At 67.2% G+C, this 19,727-nt stretch carries 18 protein-coding genes and 1 other RNA gene (1 of these 19 only partly in view); 3 read left to right on the top strand and 16 right to left on the bottom strand.

Going from position 1 to position 19,727, the window contains the following annotated elements:
- The 14 genes from GEU01_RS06480 to rnpB all read right to left on the bottom strand — a co-directional run.
- A protein-coding gene (locus tag GEU01_RS06480) for a D-alanine--D-alanine ligase (protein ID WP_019085420.1) crosses the window boundary here: on the bottom strand, positions 1-327 show its start. Its footprint begins 612 nt before the window's first position; only the first 327 of its 939 coding nucleotides appear in the window; the start codon lies at positions 325-327; its stop codon lies beyond the left edge, outside the window.
- Positions 324-1,289, bottom strand: a complete 966-nt coding sequence (gene murB / locus GEU01_RS06475; protein ID WP_019085419.1) for a UDP-N-acetylmuramate dehydrogenase — start codon at positions 1,287-1,289, stop codon at positions 324-326. The genes GEU01_RS06480 and murB overlap by 4 nt, the downstream gene beginning before the upstream one ends.
- Complete coding sequence (gene murC / locus GEU01_RS06470; protein WP_010509263.1) at positions 1,286-2,740, bottom strand: UDP-N-acetylmuramate--L-alanine ligase; 1,455 nt, start codon at positions 2,738-2,740, stop codon at positions 1,286-1,288. Before murC ends, murB begins: the two co-directional genes overlap by 4 nt.
- 32 nt (positions 2,741-2,772) lie before the next feature.
- Positions 2,773-3,888 carry a UDP-N-acetylglucosamine--N-acetylmuramyl-(pentapeptide) pyrophosphoryl-undecaprenol N-acetylglucosamine transferase gene (locus GEU01_RS06465; protein ID WP_019085418.1) on the bottom strand — a complete coding sequence of 372 codons (1,116 nt, stop codon included), beginning with the start codon at positions 3,886-3,888 and terminating at the stop codon, positions 2,773-2,775.
- The gene (locus GEU01_RS06460) at positions 3,885-5,048 is read right to left on the bottom strand and encodes an FtsW/RodA/SpoVE family cell cycle protein (protein ID WP_019085417.1); all 1,164 of its coding nucleotides are present in this window, start codon (positions 5,046-5,048) and stop codon (positions 3,885-3,887) included. The genes GEU01_RS06465 and GEU01_RS06460 overlap by 4 nt, the downstream gene beginning before the upstream one ends.
- A complete protein-coding gene (gene murD / locus GEU01_RS06455) occupies positions 5,045-6,445 on the bottom strand; it encodes a UDP-N-acetylmuramoyl-L-alanine--D-glutamate ligase (RefSeq protein ID WP_019085416.1) in 1,401 nt (466 codons plus the stop codon). Before murD ends, GEU01_RS06460 begins: the two co-directional genes overlap by 4 nt.
- On the bottom strand, positions 6,442-7,533 hold the full coding sequence (gene mraY / locus GEU01_RS06450) for a phospho-N-acetylmuramoyl-pentapeptide-transferase (protein ID WP_010509267.1): 1,092 nt from the start codon (positions 7,531-7,533) through the stop codon (positions 6,442-6,444). The genes murD and mraY overlap by 4 nt, the downstream gene beginning before the upstream one ends.
- Entirely contained in the window at positions 7,533-8,930 is a 1,398-nt protein-coding gene (locus GEU01_RS06445) for a UDP-N-acetylmuramoyl-tripeptide--D-alanyl-D-alanine ligase (RefSeq protein WP_019085415.1), read from the bottom strand. Before GEU01_RS06445 ends, mraY begins: the two co-directional genes overlap by 1 nt.
- A complete protein-coding gene (locus GEU01_RS06440; protein ID WP_019085414.1) occupies positions 8,927-10,399 on the bottom strand; it encodes a UDP-N-acetylmuramoyl-L-alanyl-D-glutamate--2,6-diaminopimelate ligase in 1,473 nt (490 codons plus the stop codon). Before GEU01_RS06440 ends, GEU01_RS06445 begins: the two co-directional genes overlap by 4 nt.
- A 5-nt stretch (positions 10,400-10,404) precedes the next feature.
- The gene (locus tag GEU01_RS06435; RefSeq protein ID WP_019085413.1) at positions 10,405-12,432 is read right to left on the bottom strand and encodes a peptidoglycan D,D-transpeptidase FtsI family protein; all 2,028 of its coding nucleotides are present in this window, start codon (positions 12,430-12,432) and stop codon (positions 10,405-10,407) included.
- Positions 12,433-12,475: 43 nt separating this feature from the next.
- Positions 12,476-13,264, bottom strand: a complete 789-nt coding sequence (gene ftsL / locus GEU01_RS06430) for a cell division protein FtsL (protein WP_019085412.1) — start codon at positions 13,262-13,264, stop codon at positions 12,476-12,478.
- Positions 13,261-14,262, bottom strand: a complete 1,002-nt coding sequence (gene rsmH, locus GEU01_RS06425) for a 16S rRNA (cytosine(1402)-N(4))-methyltransferase RsmH (protein WP_010509275.1) — start codon at positions 14,260-14,262, stop codon at positions 13,261-13,263. Before rsmH ends, ftsL begins: the two co-directional genes overlap by 4 nt.
- A complete protein-coding gene (gene mraZ / locus GEU01_RS06420) occupies positions 14,259-14,732 on the bottom strand; it encodes a division/cell wall cluster transcriptional repressor MraZ (RefSeq protein ID WP_019085411.1) in 474 nt (157 codons plus the stop codon). Before mraZ ends, rsmH begins: the two co-directional genes overlap by 4 nt.
- 338 nt (positions 14,733-15,070) lie before the next feature.
- An RNA gene (rnpB, locus tag GEU01_RS23955) (RNase P RNA component class A) lies at positions 15,071-15,481 on the bottom strand.
- A gap of 100 nt (positions 15,482-15,581) precedes the next feature.
- Here rnpB and GEU01_RS06415 point away from each other — a divergent pair.
- Positions 15,582-16,619 (top strand): alpha/beta hydrolase, encoded by a 1,038-nt coding sequence (locus GEU01_RS06415; RefSeq protein WP_010509279.1) that lies wholly within the window; start codon positions 15,582-15,584, stop codon positions 16,617-16,619.
- Here the strand turns inward: GEU01_RS06415 and GEU01_RS06410 are convergent.
- Both GEU01_RS06410 and zwf read right to left on the bottom strand, forming a co-directional pair.
- Positions 16,537-16,992, bottom strand: coding sequence for a hypothetical protein (locus tag GEU01_RS06410; protein ID WP_010509281.1), 456 nt, complete (start codon positions 16,990-16,992; stop codon positions 16,537-16,539). The two genes, GEU01_RS06415 and GEU01_RS06410, sit on opposite strands and share 83 nt — an antisense overlap.
- A gap of 7 nt (positions 16,993-16,999) precedes the next feature.
- Positions 17,000-18,481: a glucose-6-phosphate dehydrogenase gene (gene zwf / locus GEU01_RS06405; RefSeq protein WP_019085410.1), complete on the bottom strand. Its 1,482-nt coding sequence runs from the start codon at positions 18,479-18,481 to the stop codon at positions 17,000-17,002.
- A 254-nt stretch (positions 18,482-18,735) separates the two neighbouring features.
- On the opposite strand from zwf, the gene GEU01_RS06400 reads away from it, so the two are divergent.
- Positions 18,736-19,011: a DUF2312 domain-containing protein gene (locus GEU01_RS06400; protein WP_010509284.1), complete on the top strand. Its 276-nt coding sequence runs from the start codon at positions 18,736-18,738 to the stop codon at positions 19,009-19,011.
- Positions 19,012-19,078: 67 nt separating this feature from the next.
- Positions 19,079-19,693, top strand: coding sequence for a hypothetical protein (locus GEU01_RS06395; protein WP_019085409.1), 615 nt, complete (start codon positions 19,079-19,081; stop codon positions 19,691-19,693).
- Positions 19,694-19,727: the final 34 nt, after the last annotated feature.

Here is a 19,727-nt window from a genome sequence, read left to right as displayed (position 1 = left end):
CATGAACACGGTGCGGGCCGCGTCCTTGTCCATGGCGGTGGCGGACGCCCGCACGCCGGAATGGGTGTAGGCGATTCCCATCCAGTCCAGCACGCCCTGGATCGACCCGTCCTCGCCAAACCTGCCATGCATGGCGTTGAACACCACGTCGGGGCGGTGGGCCTGCAGGTCGCCCACGATGGCCAGCAGGTCGGGGCCCGCGTCAATGCAGCGCACGTCGTGCCCAAGCCCGCGCAGGGCCTCGGCCACGTTGCGCCCGCTGGCAAGGCTGACCTCGCGTTCGGCGGACATGCCGCCCATCAGTACGGAAACCCGGCGGGCCGTCATGCGCTTTCTCCCATGCTGTGCGTGGCGGGGCGACCGATGCGTTTGATTTCCCAGCGCAATGTGACCGCCGTGTGGTCATGTACGCGCTGGCGCACGGTATCGCCCAGCTGCTCAAGATCGGCTGCGGTGGCGTTGCCGGTATTCAGCATGAAATTGCAGTGTTTTTCACTGATCTGCGCACCGCCCACCGTCAGGCCGCGACAGCCGGCCGCATCAATCAGTTCCCATGCCTTGCGCTGCGATTCGTCAGGGTCGGGATTGCGGAAGGTGGAGCCGCCGGTCCGGGCGCGCACAGGCTGCGCCGCCTCCCGCGCCGTGCGGATTTCATCGATTCGCTGGCGGGTGATGGCAGGCGGCGCCACCATCGCGTTCAGCCGCACCCGGACCACGACCGACTGCGGGGGCAGGGTGGCGTGGCGGTAGCCGAAATCCAGCGAGGCTGCAGGCAGGCGCATAAGCCTGCCATCACGCGTCACCACTTCCACCCAGTCCAGTACCGCCGACATGTCCGACCCGTATGCACCCGCGTTCATGGCCACGGCCCCGCCGATCGAACCCGGAATGCCCGCAAGGAATTCCAGACCCGACAGGCCCGCTTCCGCCGCGTGTTCGGCAACCGTCATGTCCAGACAGGCGGCGCCCACGGCCAGCCCGTCACCATCACGCGTGATGGTGGAAAAACCGCGCGCAAGGCGGATGACCATTCCGTCGATCCCGCCATCGCGCACGATCACGTTCGAACACGCGCCCAGCGGCAGGACGGGAACCTCCAGCGGCAGGCGCTTCATGACCTGCGCCAGGTCCTCGGCGCTGGCGGGCTGGAACAATAGTTCCGCGGGACCGCCAACGCGAAACCACGTGCGCGGGCCCAGGGCGGCCTGCGGCGTCAGGCGGCCACGCGGGCGGAAGCCCTCCGTGTCCAGGGCCTGTGCCCATTGCGGCAGGGTGGTGGCGGCGGTCATGAATGGGCATCCGCCTTCTGGGTGGGGGCCGGTGCATGGGCGATGCCCTGCAGGTCCGCAAGCTGTGCGGGCAGCGCCTGCGCCCAGTTGGTGATGCTGCCAGCCCCCAGGCAGACGACAAAGTCACCCGGCCGGGCAATGGCGTTGATCATTTCCGCAAGGTGTTCCGGCCCCGGCAGCGGCACGACGGACCGGTGCCCGCGTTCGCGCAGCCCCTCGACCAGCGCGTCGCGGTCGATGCCTTCGATCGGCTGTTCCCCGGCCGCGTAGACATCGGCGATGATGACGGTGCCCGCGTCGTTCATGCAGGTGCAGAATTCGTTGAACAGGGTTTTCAGCCGCGAATAACGGTGCGGCTGCATGACCGCGATCACGTTGCCCGCGCCCGCCTGGCGCGCGGCCTTCAGCACGGCGGCGATTTCCACCGGGTGGTGGCCGTAATCGTCAATGATGGTGATGCCCCCGGTTTCCCCCGTGCGGGTGAAACGCCGCTTGACCCCGCGGAACGCGGCAAACGCCGAACGGATGGTGGCGTCGTCTATTTCCATCTCGGTGCCGACCGCAATGGCCGCCAGCGCGTTCTGCACGTTGTGGTGGCCCAGCATGGGCAGGCGGAACGGCCCCGCGCGGCGTGAACGGTTGCGGTTGCGGTTGGTGATCACGACCTCGAACGTGGCCCCCAGCTTGTCGGTAATCACCTTTTCCGCACGTACGTCCGCCTGTGGCGAGAAGCCGTAGGTGATGATCCGGTGGTCCGACAGGCGCGGGATCATCTGCTGCACGGCCGGGTGGTCGATGCACAGCACGGCAAAGCCATAGAACGGGATGTTGGAGACGAACTGGTCATACGCCGCCTGCATGGCTTCTTCCGTGCCCCAGTGGTCCAGGTGTTCGGGGTCCATGTTGGTCACGACGGTAATGACGGAGGGCAGGCGCAGGAACGACCCGTCGCTTTCATCGGCTTCCACCACCATCCAGTCGCCCGATCCCATGCGGGTATTGGTGCCGTAGGCTTCGATAATGCCGCCATTGATGACCGTGGGGTCCAGCTTCGCCGCTTCCAGCACGGCGGCGACAAGGCTGGTGGTGGTGGTCTTGCCATGCGTGCCACCCACCGCCACCGACCAGCGCAGGCGCATGAGTTCGGCCAGCATTTCCGCGCGCCGCACCACCGGGATCAGCCGCGCGCGCGCGGCCACGACCTCGGGGTTGTCGCGCTTGACGGCGGTGGACGTCACCACCACCTGCGCACCGCCCAGGTTGGCGGCGTCGTGGCCGATGGTCACGGGAATGCCGGCGGCGCGCAGGCGCGCGACATTCGCACTTTCGGCAATGTCGGAACCCTGCACCGCATAGCCAAGCATGTGCAGCACTTCGGCAATGCCGGACATGCCAATTCCGCCAATGCCGACGAAGTGGATGGTGCCAATGGAAAGGGGCAGGGCTCTCATGTAATCAGGTCTCCGTGTTCGCGCTGGCGGAATTAAGCGGTGCGGGGCAGGTCGGGCAAGCGGGCTTCTATCATATCCGCCAGACGGGCGGCGGCGTCGGGGCGGCCAAGGGCCGCCGCCGCCTGCGCCGTGCGGGCCAGCAGGTCACGGTCGCCCAGCAGTTCCGTCAGGCGCCCTGTCAGGGCGGGGGCGGTGAAATCGGGCTGGCGGATCATCCATGCTGCCCGCGCGTCACACAATGCCTGTGCATTGGCGCCCTGTTCATCACGCGCCGCGATGGGCAGCGGTACCAGCAGCGACGGGCGGCCCGCCACCGTCAGTTCCGCAACCGACGACCCGCCCGCGCGGCCGATGACCAGGTGGGCCGCGCGCAGGCGGTCGGGCACGTTGTCAAGGAAGGGGGCGATGGTGGCGGGAATGCCCGCCGCGCGGTAGGCATCCGCCACGCGGTCCACGTCTTCCGCGCGGGCCTGCTGCGTGACCTGCACGCGCGCGCGCAGCGCCGGGGCAAGGGCCGCGAGGGCAGGCGGCACCACGTCGCTGAATACCCGCGCACCCAGCGACCCGCCCCATACCAGCAGGTTGATTACCCCGTTCGACGGTTCGTAGCCTTCGCCCGCAAGGGCCGCGATATCAGGCCGCACCGGCATGCCGGTCAGCGTGGTGGGCACGCCATCGGGCACGCCGGCCACGACGGGAAACGATGTCGCGATCGCATCCATGCGCGCGGCAAGGAAGCCGTTGGCCTTGCCCAGCACGGCATTGCCTTCATGGATGAACAGGAGCGGCCGCTGCTTTTTCGGCAGCAGGCTGCCCCCCAGCAGCGGCGGCACGGACGGATACCCGCCAAACCCGATGATGGCCGAAGGCCGGATGCGCGACAGCACGGCGCGTGCCTGCGCCGTCCCGCGCCCCAGTGCCACGGCCGCGCGCGCGGCCCGGATGATGCCGCGCCCCGCGATTCCCGCGCCGGGCAGGACAAACTGCTGCCGCCCGGCAAAGACGCCGGTTTCGCGCACGCCCGCGCGCCGGTCGGTCATGAGGATGATGTCATGCCCCCGGCGCACCAGTTCGCAGGCCAGTGCCTCGGCTGGGAAAAAATGGCCGCCGGTGCCTCCGGCCGCGACAGCAATGCAGTGACGGGTCATGACGGTGCTTTCTGCGATGAAGAAGGGGGGCCGAACTGTCCGTAACGGCCTTCCCCCGGCCGGTTGCGGGTCAGCGCCAGCACCAGGCCGATTGTAAGCGCAACCGACATGGCGGAGGAACCACCATAGGAAATGAAGGGCAGCGTCATGCCCTTGGTCGGGATCAGGTGCAGCGTGGACCCCATGTTGACAAAGGCCTGGAGTCCGAACCCCGTCACCAGCCCCGCCGTCGCCACCGTGATGAACGGGTCGTTTTCATGCAGCAGCTTGAGCAGCGTGCGGATGACGATGGTGGCGAACACGCCCACGATGAACAGGCAGACCAGCATGCCAAATTCCTCCCCCGCCACGGCAAAGACGAAATCGGCATGCGCATCGGGCAGCAGGTCCTTCACCAGGCCTTCGCCGGGGCCACGGCCCAGCAGGCCGCCATTGCCAAAGGCCCGCAGGGCGGTGTCGATCTGGTAATGGTCGCCCACGGCGGGGTGCAGGAAGCGTTCCACGCGCGACCGCACGTGCGGGAACACCATGTACGCCCCCACGAATGCCGCGACCATGGCGGCAGCCCCCGCGCCAACCAGGAACAGGCTCAGCCCGTCAATGAAAAGCTGGGTCAGGAAAACCGTGGTAATGACGCTGAGCATCCCGATATCAGGCTGTGACTTCAGTAACAGGAGCACCAGCGCGAACAGCCCGATCGCCACCAGCATGCCGGGAAAATACCGTCGCGTCTGGCGTTCGGTCAGCAGCCACGCTGTGACCACGGCAAAGAACGGCTTGAGGAATTCCGATGGCTGCACCGACATCATCGGCAGGGCGATCCACCGCCTGGCGCCCTTGATCTCGATCCCGTGCACCAGTGTCATGAATGTCGCCGCCAGCGCCAGCACGAACCCGATCCACCCCGCCAGCCTGACGGCGCGCAGCGACATCATGGATGTGAAAACGACGATCAGCGCCGCCAGGATCAGGAAGCACACCTGCTTGAAAATGAACATGTCGCGCGACGCGCCGATACGCACGGCCACGGCGGGGCTGGCGGCCAGCATCAGGATATAGCCGAATCCGATCAGGATCCCCACGCAGATCAGCGTGACCCGGTCGATGCTGCGCCACCACCGTGCGGCGCGTGACGTGTTTATGCGCGATATGCCGCTCATGCGCGGGCGGTTCCATCCCTGCTGGCGGCCAGTTCATGCACCAGTGCCGCGAAACGCGCGCCACGGGCCTCGAACCCGCTGAACTGGTCGAAACTGGCGCAGGCGGGCGACAGCATCACGACATCGGCGCCCAGTTCGCGCGCGCGGTCCAGTGCTTCGGGCACGGCGCGGTCAAGGGTTTCGACAATGCGGTGGGGAATGCCGTGGCGGGCCAGCGTCGTCGCCAGGACCGGCGCATCCCGCCCGATCAGCAGCGCCATGGCGACGCGGTTGAACAGGGGGGCCAGTTCCTCGATCCCGCCAGCCTTGGCCGTGCCGCCCGCGATCCACACTATCCGGTCATGGCACGCCAGCGCGCGCGCGGTCGCATCCGCATTGGTGGCCTTGCTGTCATTGATGAAGCGGACGACATCAATGCCGCCCACGGTTTTCTGCCGGTGGTCCAGGGCTGCAAAGGATGCGAGGGCGGGTTCCACCGCCGCCCGTGGCATGCCCAGATGCAGCGCCATGGCGGTCGCGGCGGCCGCGTTTTCGCGGTTATGGGTGCCCGGCAGGTCATGGGCCGCGCGCAGGTCGGCAATCACGCCGTCATGGTCACACAGCGCGTCGGGCGTGCAGTACAGGTCGCATTGTGGCATGTCCGCGCCGCTGACGCAGGCAATGGTGGTCCGCGTGACCGCCAGCCGCCTGCGGATCGTCTCGTAATCGGGCAGGGTCTCGCCCAGTACCGCCAGATCGCCCGCATGCTGGTGGTCGAAGACATGCAGCTTGGCGGTGACATACCCCGCCATGTCGCCATGCCGGTCCAGATGGTCGGGGGTAAGGTTCAGCAGGCAGGCGACATTGAAGTGCATCTGCTCCAGCCGTTCCAGCATGTAGGACGACATTTCCAGCACGTACACCCCGTCATCGGGCAGCAGCGGCAGGGAAAGCGCCGCGGGCCCAAGGTTGCCGCCAGTGGCGACCGGCATGCCGCAACCGGCCAGCATGTGGGCCAGCAGCACCGTCGTGGTTGATTTGCCATTGGTGCCGGTAATGCCCGCGAACCGTGCGCGACTGCCCGCGGTGCGCACGGCGCGGTACAGCAGTTCCGCATCCGACAGGATCGGCACGAATGCCTCCACCGCCATGCGCGCCAGCGGGTGGGGCGCGGGCAGGTTATGCGGGATACCCGGCGAAAGCACCAGCCCCGCCAGTCCCAGCATGTTGTCAAAGGGTGCGATCTTCAGCCGTTCATGCGGCGCAAGGGCCGCACGGGCTTCCGCGCGGTCGTCCCATGCCTGCACGCTGGCCCCCATCGCCAGCAGGGCGGTGACCGCGGCGGCGCCATTGCGGCCCAGGCCGGCCACGCCGTAATGGTGGGCGGCCAGCAGGGAAGGGGGGAAGGTCGTGCTCATCGCAGTTTCAGCGTGGCCAGCCCACACAGCCCCAGCACGATGGACACGATCCAGAAGCGGATGACGATCTTGGATTCCGCCCAGCCCTTCTTTTCAAAATGGTGGTGCAGCGGGGCCATCAGGAACACGCGCCGACCGGTGCGCTTGTACCAGAACACCTGGATGATGACGGAAAAGGTTTCCACCACGAACAGGCCACCGACAATGCACAGCACCAGTTCATGCTTGACCGCAACCGCGACCGCCCCCAGCGCGCCACCCAGCGCCAGCGACCCCGTATCGCCCATGAACACGGCGGCCGGCGGCGCGTTGAACCACAGGAACCCAAGCCCCGCCCCCACAAGTGCCGAACAGAATACCCCCAGTTCCCCCGTGCCCGGCACGGCATGCAACTGCAGGTAGTCGGCAAAGACATGGTTGCCCACAAGGTAGGAAATCAGCGCGAACACAAGGGCGGCGATGATGACCGGCACGATGGCCAGCCCGTCCAGCCCGTCGGTAAAGTTCACGGCGTTGCCAAAACCCGTAATGGTGATCATGGCGAACAGCGGGAAGGCATAGCCCAGCGGCAGCAGCAGGTCCTTGACGAACGGAAAGGCCAGGTGATTGGCAAGGTCGGGCGGCATCATGTGTTCCAGCCAGATGCCACCGATCAGGGACGCGCCGAATTCACACCCCAGCCGCATGCGCTTGGACACGCCATCGGTATTGCGGCGCGACAGCTTCAGGTAATCATCGGCAAAGCCCACCGCGCCGAACGCCAGCGTAATCAGCATCACGGCCCAGACGAACCCGTTGGTCAGGTCCGCCCATAGCAGGGTGGAGCCGAACAGCGAGACCAGGATCAGCACGCCGCCCATGGTGGGGGTGCCGACCTTTTCGATCAGGTGGCGTTCCGGCCCGAGCGCACGGATCGGCTGCCCGCCGCGCTGGATGCGGCGCAGATGCGCGATCAGCGGGTTGCCAAGGCACAGGCTGATGACCAGCGCGGTCAGGCACGCCGCCCCGGAACGGAAGGTGATGTAGCGGAACAGGTTGAGCATGGAGGTATGGGCCCCCGCATGCTGCTGGAACAGGTCATACAGCATCAGGCCGGTCCCACCCGCGCATCATCCGCCTGCATGGCGGTGACGACGTCGCGCATCCGGCTGCCAAGGCTGCCCTTGACCATGACGGTGTCACCCGCGCGCAGGGCCGCGCGCACCAGTGGGGCAAGCATGCGGGAATCAGGCATCCACCCCCCCTGTAGGGAAGAAGGCAGGGTGTCGAAGAGTGTTTTCATATTCGGGCCGCAACAGAAGACAATATCCGCGTTCGCGCGGACGGCAGGGAGAAGGGAGGTATGCTCATGCCGTGCAAACGCACCCAGTTCAAGCATGTCGCCAAGGATGGCGACACGCCGCCCAGTGGCGACCAGCCCCAGCAGGTCCAGGGCCGCCCGTACGGATGCAGGGGACGCATTGTAGCTTTCATCCAGCAGGGTGACTTTGTCATGCATCACCTTTGCCATCGCCCCGCGTCCCGCGCCGGGGCGGAAGGTGGCCAGTCCGGCCACCGCATGGCCCATGTCCGCGCCCGCCGCATGGGCTGCGGCCAGCGCCAGCATGGCGTTGTCGGCCATGTGGCGTCCCGGCGCGTTCACCCGTGCATGCCCCTGCCAGCCGGGCAGGGACAGGTCGAACCCGCTGCCCTGCGCGTCGGTCCGCACATCCGTTTCATATGCGGCGCAGTCCGGCGTGTGCCCCGCCCACCACAACGTGGCTTCCATGCTTTCGGCATTGCGCCGGAAATATTCCGCGCCGGTAACGCCCGCCGGCACGATCCCGGTCCCGCCGCCACGGGGCAGGGCCAGCAGGATTTCCGCCTTTTCGCGCGCAATGGCCTCAAGGCTGCCCATAAGCCCCAGGTGCGAGGACGCAACCGTCGTCACCACCGCGACATCGGGCCGCACCATGAAGGCCAGGGGCCGGATCTCGCCGGGGTGGTTCATCCCGATCTCGCACACGCAGTACGCGGCATCGGCAGGCAGGCGCGCCAGCGTCAGCGGCACGCCCCAGTGGTTGTTGTATGACGCCACCGCGTAATGCGTCGGGCCGCACGCCGCCAGCGCATGGCGCAGCATGTCCTTGACCGATGTCTTGCCCACGCTGCCGGTCACCGCCACCATGCGCCCGGCAAAGCGCGCGCGTGCAAAGTGCGCCATGTCCCGCATGGCCGCAAGCGTATCGCGCACCATCAGGATGCGCGGGTCATCGATCCCGCACGGCTCATGCGCAACGATTGCGGCCGCCCCGGCATCCAGCGCGGCGGCCACATGGGCGTGCCCGTTGCTGTTTTCACCCTGCAGCGCGATGAACACATCGCCCGGCCGCAGCGTGCGGGTATCGATCGAAACGCCGGTCCCCGCGATATCGTCGTGTGATGTTGACGCGAAACGCCCCGATGTCGCGGCCAGCAGGTCCGCGCGGTTCCATAACAGTGTCATTCATTCCCTGTCAGGCCACGGATGACCGTGGCATCATCAAATGGCAGGACGTCGTGGCCCACGACCTGTCCCTGTTCATGGCCCTTGCCCGCCACCACCAGCACGTCACCCGCGCCCAGCATGTCCAGCCCGGCCGCGATCGCGCGCCGCCTGTCCCCGATTTCGGTAGCGCCGGGGGCGGCTGCCATGATCGCGGCGCGGATGGTGTCGGGCCGTTCCGTGCGCGGGTTGTCATCGGTCACGATCACCCGGTCGGCAAGGCGCGTTGCGGTCGCCCCCATGACGGGCCGCTTGCCCCGGTCCCGATCACCGCCAGCCCCCATCACCACCACAAGCCGGCCCGGCGTATGCGGGCGCAGCGACTGCAGCAGGCGCGCCAGCGCATCGGGCGTGTGGGCGTAATCGACATAGGCCGCCGCCCCGCCCGGCAGCACCGCCACCCGTTCCATCCGCCCGCGCACGCCATGCAGGCGTTCCAGCAGCGGCACCGCCCGTTCCGGCCCGGCGGCGTCCCGGTCCGCCATGGCGGCGGCCAGCAGCATGTTGTCAACCTGAAACCGCCCCACCAGCGGCACCGTGATTTCATGCACCATGGCGGCGGTGGCGATGCGCAGCACCTGCCCCGTGGGTGTCGGGCGCGCGTCCAGCAGGCGCAGGGTCGTGCCCTGTTCGCCCGTGCTGCGCAGGACAAGGTCGCGGCGGCGCGCGATGTCGGCAATGGCGGCGCAGGTTGGCGCATCCATGTCCGCGTTGATGGCGGCGATGCCGCCTTCGGGCACGATGGTGTCGAACAGCCGCAGTTTGGCCGCCCGATAGTGTTCGGTCGTGCCGTGGTAGTCCAGATGGTCGCGGGTCAGGTTGCTGAAACCGGCCGCATACGGCGCCAGCCCGTCCAGCCTGCGCTGTTCCAGCCCGTGGGATGATGCCTCGATCGCCACGTGATCCACGCCGGCTTCCGCCATGGCGCCCAGCATGCGCATGAGCCCCACGCTGTCGGGCGTGGTCAGCACCGGCCCGCAATCGGGCAGCGGGCAGGGCGCGACCGCGCCCAGCGTGCCGATGGTGCCCGCGGGCAATCCCTGCAGGGTCCAGATCTGGCGCAGGAATTCCACCGTGCTGGTCTTGCCGTTCGTGCCGGTCACCGCCGCGATGGACGCGGGGACACGCGGCGTCAGCACGCGGGCAACCAGCGCCAGCGTGCGGCGCGCATCGGGCACGCGGAGGGCAATGACGCCGGGCGGCGTATCGGACGCCGGGGTGGCGTCCAGCAGCACGGCCACGGCCCCGTTCGCCATGGCCTGCGGGATGTAGGCCCGCCCGTCCATGTGCGTGCCATGCAGGGCGGCGAAGATCATGCCGGGGCTAATGGCGCGGCTGTCGGCGGTAATGCCGGTAATGGTCAGGTCGGCCGCCCCGGTGGGTACGGGCGTGTCCACGCCGGCGCGGCGCAGGACTTCAGGCAGGTGCATTGATATTATCCCCTGTCGCGCGGGTGTGGGGCGGCCAGCCTGTCCACATCGTTGCTGGCATGCAGGTCACGGGCGGGAACCTGTGCGGTGCTGGTGGCCTTGCGGGCGGCATGGGGGTGGCCGGCGTGGCCCGTAACCTCGCGTTCATGTTCATGCAGGTGCGCCGTACCCGGATCGTAGCCCGGCCCCAGCGCACGATAGCCGCGCGGCACGGCAGGCCGCATGGGAATGGCCAGCGATGCCTCGATCGTGGCCGCATGCTGCGTATCGGGGAACAGGCCCAGCATGGGCGCAATGCGCGTGATCATGTGCGACGCGGTGGGGGCCGCGTTCCACCCCGCCGTGGTCCAGCCATGGGTCTGGGCCGTGGGCTTGGGGCTGTCCAGCATGACATAGATCGCGTAACGCGGCGCGTTCATGGGGAATATACCGGTAAAGGCGGATACGTTGACGTGCTTCAGGTAGCCGCCATGCGGGCCGATCTTTTCCGCCGTCCCGGTCTTGCCGCCCACGTAATAACCGGGGGATTCCGCCTTCTGCCCCGTGCCCTTCGCCACGTCGAGACGCAGGATCCTGCGCAGGATGTCCGAATTGGCCGCCGAAATCAGGCGTTCGGCGCTGGCGGGCATGCCCGGTGGCGTATCGGTTGCGTCCGGCGCGGGTGGCGCATCCGCCTGCTGGCCTGCCGTATCCGGCGCCAGCAGCGTGGGCTTGAGCAGGAAGCCCCCGTTGGCGGTCGCGGCGGTCCCCCGGACAATGGACAGCGGGGGTTCGGCCACGCCATGGCCGAACGCCACCGTCATGGTGGTCGAGACACCCCAGTTATGGACGGAGGGCACGATCGGCCGCCCCGCCTCGGGCAGTTCGATCGGCACGCGGGAGAAGAAGCCCATGCTGCGCAGCCAGTCCTGCTGGCGCGCCGCCCCCGCATCCAGCGCGATATGCGCCGCCGCCGGGTTGGAGGAATAGGCCATGACTTCGGGCAGGGACAGCCATGGCGCGAAATGGTCCGCCTTCATGTCCGATATGGTGAAGCGGCCGATCTTGATGGGCGTGCTGGAAAAGCTGTCCCATATATGCGCGACCCCGTCCTGCAGCGCCATGGCGACGGTCTGCAGCTTGAAGGTCGAACCGGGTTCGTACATGCCGGTCACGGCGCGGTTGAAGCGCGCGTCGGGCGCGGCGCGGCCAAAATCATTGGCGTCGTAATCGGGCAGGCTGACCATGGTTATGATCTCGCCCGTATGCACGTCCATCACGATGGCGCAGGCCCCGATGGCCTGGAACGTGTCCATGGCGGACTGCAGTTCGTCATGCACCACGTTCTGCACGCGCACGTCCACCGACAGGCGCAGCGGCGCGCGGTCGCTGTCCAGGCGCTTGTCAAAAAACCGTTCCACTCCCGCGACCCCGTGGTCGTCGATGTCCACGCCGCCCAGTATCTGGGCCGCGACGCTGCCCATGGGGTAGCGCCGGCGCTCGCCCGGTTCGAAATAGATGCCGGGAATGCCAAGGTTGTTGATCGCCAGTTCCTGTGCCGGGGAAATGTCACGCGCCAGATAGACGAACTGCTTGTTCAGCGACAGGCGGCGTTTCGTTTCCTGCTCGTTCAGGGTGGGCAGGGCGGTCTTCAGCTTGTGGGCGGCGTCGGCGGCGTCAATCATTTCCTGCGGGTTGGCATAGACCTGCGCCACCGGCAGCGACATGGCCAGCACCTGCCCCGTGCGGTCGATGATCGAGGCGCGATGAACCTGCGGCAGCGCCACATCCCCCGCGATCATGCCCTTCGGGTCGCTTTTGGGGATCGGGGGGACCTGTGGCGCGATCTGCTGCTGTTGTGGCGGCATGGGGCTGATGATCGTCGCCATCGTCAGCTTCAGCCCGATGGCCGAAAACAGGACGCAGAACACACCGGCCACAACCACAAGCCGCGCATGCATCCGGTCCTGCGCCATGAGCGTACGCAGGCTGCCACCGACGGGGATGGTGTCCTGCGCGCTTCTGGCTGGCGGGTCATGGGGCGGGTTGTTCATGCGCGTTCCGGGCTGGGGGCCGGGGTGGAAAAGGGTTCAGGGATCAGTTGCTGACAGGCACCGGGGGCGGCAGGGCGCTGACATGGGGCGTGCCAAGGGAACTGCCGCCAATGTGTACGGCCGCCGCCGGGTGCCATGCGGCCTCGGCTATGTTCTGGCTGCGCGCGTGATAGCTGGCCCCCATGCGGGTGGGGGATATGACGGTGTCATGCACGACCGGGGGGCGGGCCGGTTCGGCCGCAGCCACCGCCACCGGGCGTTCGGGCGCATGCACGTGTTCGGCAGCCGGGGCGCGGGCCGGGGCGGGGCGCGTGTCATTCTGCGCCAGGGCGCGGGCCAGGGCATCATGCGCGGCGGGCGCGGGGTCGGCATGGCGGGGGGCCGACGCCACATGATCGACATGCGGCGCGGCCGGGGCGGCAGGCATGGCCGGGACCGCATGGGGGGCCGCGTCATGCGCAGGCGGGATCACGACATGGTCGGCGGCCAGCGTCGCAACCATTGTCGCGCGCGGGGCCGGGGCGGGATGGTGCAGCGGGCTGCCGGGCGCCGGCATGTGGGACGCCAGGGCCGACATCTGCACGAACTGGCCCGGCGTGACGGGCTGCAGGCTCCTGTCATACCGGCTGGCCAGCGTGCCCAGGCGGTCGGGCTGGTTCAGCATGGCCCATTCGGCGCGCAGCATCGCCGTTTGCGAACGTACGTGTTCGGTCTGTTCCACGATCTGTGCGATCTGGTGGTCAAGGGCGGTCGTCTGCTGTTTCTTGTTATACAGGAACAGGCCGGAGGCCGCCGCCACCACGGCGAAGAATAACGTGACAAACCGACTCATTCGGCAGTTTCCGATGCTGGAATGGATGAGGGGGCGATGCATTCCATCGCGCGCAGTCTTGCGCTGCGTGCACGTGGATTACGGCGGGTTTCTTCTTCTCCCGGCCGGATGGGGCGTCCGGTCAGGAGCGTGAAGTCCGTGGGGGCCGCGCGCGCGGTCATGGCGCGCGGGTCATGGCGTGAGGGGGCGGGCATGCGGCCCGCGGCGCGCGACATCGCCTGCTTGACCAGCCTGTCCTCAAGCGAATGGAACGATACGACAACCAGCCGCCCGCCGGGCGCCAGCAGGCGCGGGGCGGTTTCCAGCACGCGGCTGATCTGGCCCAGTTCGTCATTGACGTGGATGCGCAGGCCCTGGAACGTGCGGGTGGCGGGGTCGATGCCCGACCGGTCGGGACGCACGACCGAACGCACCACGTCCGCAAGCTGCGCCGTGCGCAGCAGCGGGGCTTCGGCCCGGGCGGCCACGATGGCGCGGGCGACGCGGCGCGATAGCCGTTCCTCGCCATAATGATAGATGATGTCCGCCAGCTCCCCTTCGGGCAGCGTGTTGACCACGTCGGCCGCCGTCGGCCCCGTGTCGTTCATGCGCATGTCCAGCGGCCCGTCCATGCGGAAGGAGAAGCCGCGCTCGGCCTCGTCGATCTGGTAGGACGATACGCCAAGGTCCAGCACGATGCCGTCAACCTTCGTGACGCCGTCCCGCGCCAGCAGGTCCGCCATGTCGGCAAACCCGCCATGAAGCAGGTGCAGCCGTGACGCGCCATGCCCGTCGGGAAAGGCGGGGGCCAGCGCCGCGCCGCGCGCGATGGCGGCGGGGTCGCGGTCGATGCCCCATAGCTGGCAGTCGCACGAAGCAAGGATGGCGCGCGCATAGCCGCCGCCGCCAAACGTGCCGTCTACGTAACGGCCACCATCATGCGGGGCGAGGTATTCCATGACCTCGGCCAGCATGACGGGCACATGGCCGGGATCGTGCGGGGGGAAGGGACCGTTCATGATGGCGTGCCCGTGGCGGGGGCGCCCCGGCCCGCCGTCAGGCGGCGGGCGCGTTCGCGCGCGGCGGCGCGGCGCTGGGCCGCTGCCTGCAGGTCCCAGATCTGGAAGGTGCGGCCCAGTCCCATGAACGTGACCTGATCCGTCAGCCCCGCATAGGTCCGCAGCGATTCCGGCAGCAGGATGCGCCCTTCCTTGTCGGCCTCGAACGGATAGGCATCGGCGTACAGGGCGGTGGCGAGGTCGTCGTGGTCTTCGGAAAAAATGTCCATTTCATCCAGCGGGCGGGTCAGTGCGGCAAAAGCATCAGCGGGCCATGCCTCGAGGCAGGGATGCAGATGGGACGGGCGCAGTATGGCCAGTGGCTCGCCCGATTTGGCCCGGACACGCAGCGCGGCGCGGAAGGTGGAAGGAATGGAAACCCGTCCCTTTGCATCCAGCCGGTTCTGGTGTGTGCCCAGGAATACACTCACGCTGCGCGATGCCCTCCCTCGGCATGAATTTCAGGAACCGGATGACTGACTGACCGCCAGGTGACAGCGCCGGAATCCGGCCGCCACCCTTTGTCCGGTATGGCCATGGGATAACATGGGATTTCATGGGTGGTCAATTAAAGATGTAGGAAAGATGGCTGAAAACTGCAGTTATTAAAGCACAGCAGTCCGTGAGCGCAGGTAAAGGGGAAAAGTCGGGGCCAATATGGCGGCAATGTGGTATGTTTATGTTTATGTTTTGTTCTTTGTTATTAATACTTGTAAACAACTCTGGGTAGAGGGCATCGCTTCCCTCGCTTCACACAGGATCACGAAAAGATGCCAGACGGTCTGTAAGCCGGGTTCTGTCCGCCCATGGGGCGGGACGGTCATTCCTCTGCAGTGAGCCTTGCGGCACACCTTGCGCGACCAACCCGAACGACGGGGCGGAAACCCCTGATGGCGCCTTGCGGCCCATCCGCCGTTCCTATTCGGTCTTGCTCCCGGTGGGGTTTGCCCTGCCATCCATGTTGCCATGCATGCGGTGCGCTCTTACCGCACCGTTTCACCCTTGCCCCCAACATGGCCCGTATTGCTACGGGCATTGCCGTGGGGGCGGTCTGTTTTCTGTGGCACTGTCCCTGGGGTCGCCCCCGCCGGCCGTTAGCCGGCACCGTTTTTCCGTGGAGCCCGGACTTTCCTCCATCACGCGGCATGAACCACGCGACAGCGACCGTCCGACCGTCTGGCATGCGGAAACTGGCGGTGCATGCATCTGGCGTCAAGCGATAAATGATGGATGTGGGCCGCCCGGCCCGTTCCCGTACCTGTTCCCGCCGGAGATGCCCCATGCCAGACCCCGCCACCGTGTCCCGCCCCGGCCTGCTGACCCGCCTGCTGCTGGGGGGCATGAAGCTGCGCGCCGCCCGCCGCGCGCACGAACCCCACACGCTGGAGGACATGCGCGCCAGGCTGGACCGCCCATGTTTTCCCATGGCGCTGTCATCGCTGCAGGTGCGGCGCGTGATCGCATGCCGCGTGCCGGGCAGCCGTGGCATGCTGTCCGCGCGGCTGTACGTGCCCTATGGCCGGGTGCATGGGGTGGTGCTGTTCATGCATGGGGGCGGGTATGTGCATTGCGGGCTGAATTCCCACCACGGCATCTGCTGCCGGCTGGCGCGGCAGTCGGGGGCGGCGGTGCTGTCCATTGCCTACAGCCTTGCGCCCGAAAACCATTTTCCCGTTGCCGTGGATGACTGCTGGGCCGCGCTGCGGTGGCTGGCGGGTGAGGCGCACCGCTGGGGCGGTCCCATCGCGGTGGCGGGGGACAGCGCGGGCGGCACGCTGGCCGCCGTGCTGGCGCAGATGGCGCGCGACCGGGGCGGACCGGAACTGGCCATGCAACTGCTGTATTACCCGTCACTGTATGGTGAGCGCGACGTGCCTTCGCGCCAGACCTATGCCAGTGGCTACATGCTGTCGACCAAGCTTATGGAATGGTACGCCGAACAGTATATCCGCACGCCCGCCGACCTGCGTGACCCGCGCCTTGCGCCGATATATGCATCGTCACTGGCGGGACTGGCGCCCGCGGTGATCGGGCTTGCGCAATGCGACCCGCTGCATGACGAGGGGACAGGCTACGCCGCCGCCATGCAGCAGGCCGGCAGTGCCGCCGAAACCCGCACATGGCGGGGCACGGTGCACGGGTTCCTGAACTTCTACGCCTTCCTGCCCGCCGGGCGGGAGGCCATACGCTACGGCGCCCATGCCCTCAGGCGCGCGTTGCGCGGCGCGCGCGTGGTCAGCGCGGCAGCGGGCGGAACACCCCCGGTGACTGCCAGTCCGTCTGTGCCGTCTGGTCAATCCGATCGATCCGCAGCGTAAACAGGTGCGGCAGGGTGTTGCGGTCGCCGGGGCAGGTGCCGGAATGCTTTTCCATCACGTCAATGCGGGTGGCATCCGGCGGGTCGTTGCCGTTGAGTACGAACAGCAGGCAGTCCTTGGAATCCGATGTCATGCCGTTATGGGTGACGATGGTGCGGAAATGTTCGACCAGTGCGGTGTTGTCAAACCAGCTTGTGCGTGAAAACGTCAGCTTGTCCGCTGCCTGATCCAGCCAGCCCATGCGGCCGACCAGGAAGACGAGAGCGGCCATCGGCACGATCATCAGCACCCGGCGCACGATCCGCTGTTTCAGGCTGACGGGGCCGCGCCTGCGGGTCAGGCGCGGCGGTGTGGGTGTGGGGGGCTTGGTCATGCGGGGGTTATTTCTTCATGTCCTCGTGCCACAGGTGCCCGGACTGCGACAGCAGGTTGCGCGCGCCCTCCGGCCCCCACGTGCCCGCGGCATAGGGTTCCAGCGGGGCCTTGTTTTCCCGCCAGCCCTGTTCGATCGGGTCGATCCAGCGCCATGCGGCGGCCACTTCGTCACGGCGGATGAACAGGATCGGGTCCCCGCGCACCACATCCAGCAGCAGGCGTTCATACGCGTCGGGGTAGCGGACGTTGAAGGCCTTTTCGAATTCGATGTTGATGTCGGCCTGGCGCAGCGCAAGGCTGTCGGTCGGCGTCGGGTCCTTGGTGGAAACCGACAGCATCACGCCCTCATCGGGCTGGATGCGGATGATCAGGCGGTTGGGTTCGGGCCGGTTGGCGAAGATCGACCAGGGCGCCGACTTGAACTGGATCACGATCTCGCTGGATTTTTCCGCCATGCGCTTGCCCGACCGCAGGTAGAACGGCACGTTGCCCCACCGCCATGTCAGGATTTCGGCCTTCAGCGCGACAAAGGTTTCCGTCTCGCTCGTCACCCCTTCGCCCAGATCCTCCAGGTAGCTGCCGACCGTCCTGTCGCCAATGGTGCCGCGCATGTACTGCCCGCGTGATGTATAGATCGCCACGTCATCGGCCGCGATGGGCTTGAGCGCGTGCAGCACCTTCAGCTTTTCATTGCGCACGCTGTCGGCTTCCAGCGATACCGGCGGGTCCATCGCCACCAGGCACAGCACCTGCAGCAGGTGGTTCTGGATCATGTCGCGCAGCGCGCCGGACCGGTCGTAATACGCGCCGCGCCCTTCCACCCCCACGGTTTCAGCCGCGGTGATCTGCACGTAATCGATCGCATCGCACGACCACAGCCGTTCGAACACCGGGTTGGCGAAGCGCAGCGCGATCAGGTTCTGGACCGTTTCCTTGCCCAGATAATGGTCGATGCGGAAAATCTGGTTTTCGTGGAAGTGGCGGCCCACGCTGTCATTGATCGCTTCCGCACTGGCAAGGTCGGTGCCGATGGGCTTTTCCAGCACCACGCGCGACTGCCCGGTAATCAGCCCCTGCGTATTCAGGTTTTCACAGATCTGCCCGTACAGCGCGGGCGAGGTGGCAAGGTAATAGACCCGGATGCTGGTGGCGGGCACGCCGTCCAGCAGGGCCTTCAGCGCGGGCCAGTCGCTGTCCGCTTCCGCCCCGTTCAGGCTGACATAATGCACCATGTTCAGGAAACGCTGCACCGTGGCGTCATCCAGCGCACCGGGCTGGACGTGTTCGTTCAGCGCGGCATGCGCGCGCTGCTGGTAGTCGGCGCGCGACAGGGGCGAACGCGCGGTGCCGATGATGCGGGAATCATCGGGGATCTGTCCATCGCGGTAACGGTGATACAGCGCCGGCAGCAGCTTGCGCATGGTCAGGTCACCCGTCCCGCCGAAAACGATGTAGTCAAAGGTGTCAACGGGGGGAAGATGTGCCATGGAAGTCGGCCTCCTGCCTGTATATGGTGCCAGCCATGCCCGGTGGGCATGCGCTGTATCGGGACATGACGCAAATGCGGCATACTGGCGTGCCGCTTCGATTACGGCCCGTCTCTCCGGGCTGTCAAGTTGGCATTGACCATCGGGCGGCGGCGCGATAATCCCGCCCTTCCACCCCGTCGCCTAGTGACATTCCCTTCATGTGTGCAGATGGGCGCGGAACGGCACAATCACGATATCTGGAGACACCTGCCATGAATGCTGACAATTTCGAGGCGGAAGACAAGTCTGCCGCCGTCGGCGGTATCGCAGCCGACCGCCTGCGCAGCATTATCGAACGCGTTGAACGCCTGGAAGAAGAACGCAAGGCCCTTGCCGGCGACATCAAGGATATCTTTACCGAAGCGAAATCCGCCGGTTTTGATGTAAAGGTGATCCGCCAGATCATCCGCCTGCGCAAGCAGGAACCGGCGGAAGTGGAAGAGCAGGAGACCCTGCTTGACATCTACCGCCGCGCGCTGGGCATGTAATGGTCTGGCGGCGCGGGCGGAACCCGCCCGCGTTGGTCGGGTAACTTCAGTTCAGGTGGCACGATACATGCTGTCGTCCCTTTTTCCCGAATGGATGCCCGCGTGGGCACAGGCCGTGCTTCTGATTGGCGGCATCCTGTTCGCGCTGGTGTGGCTGCTGGTGCCTTTCGCGGTCTTTGGCGTGAAGGGACGGCTGGATAACCTGGCCATACAGCTTGATGACCTGCAGGCGGAACTGCGGGTCATGGCGATGGGCCAGCATGCGGCCGCCGCCCCGCCGCCCGCCACCGGTGACGCCCTGCCTGACATCATGGCCCCGTCAGCCCCCGTATGGGCGCCCGGCCCCCCGCAGCCCCGGTCCGAGCCGATCCGGCCCGTGGAGCCGGTCCGCGCGCCCGAACCCGTGCGCGCCCCGCCGCGGCATGATGTTGCGGAAGAGTGGGATGTTCTGTCTTCCGCCCGCAAGGCGCAGCGGCCCTACGTGCCCCGCACGCCCGAACGCGACGGCGCGGATGACCGGCGCGCGGGCGATGATATGCCGCCCTTGTCCGAATGGAGCCGCGCGGCCCCGCGTGATGACGCCGCCAGCCGTGGCGCGCGCCCGGTGCGGGCATCGGTCTGGCCGCCCGAGCGCGGGAGCCGTGCGGAACCAACCCTGCGCTGGCCACCCCGCCCGGAATAGGCCGGAATTGAAGGCAGCGTTCCGGGAAGCGTTT

It is taken from the genome of Komagataeibacter europaeus LMG 18890 (genome assembly GCF_000285295.1).
GTDB lineage: Bacteria > Pseudomonadota > Alphaproteobacteria > Acetobacterales > Acetobacteraceae > Komagataeibacter > Komagataeibacter europaeus.
The sequence above is the reverse complement of the archived record's forward strand: the minus strand, read 5'-3'. Positions and strand labels throughout refer to the sequence as shown.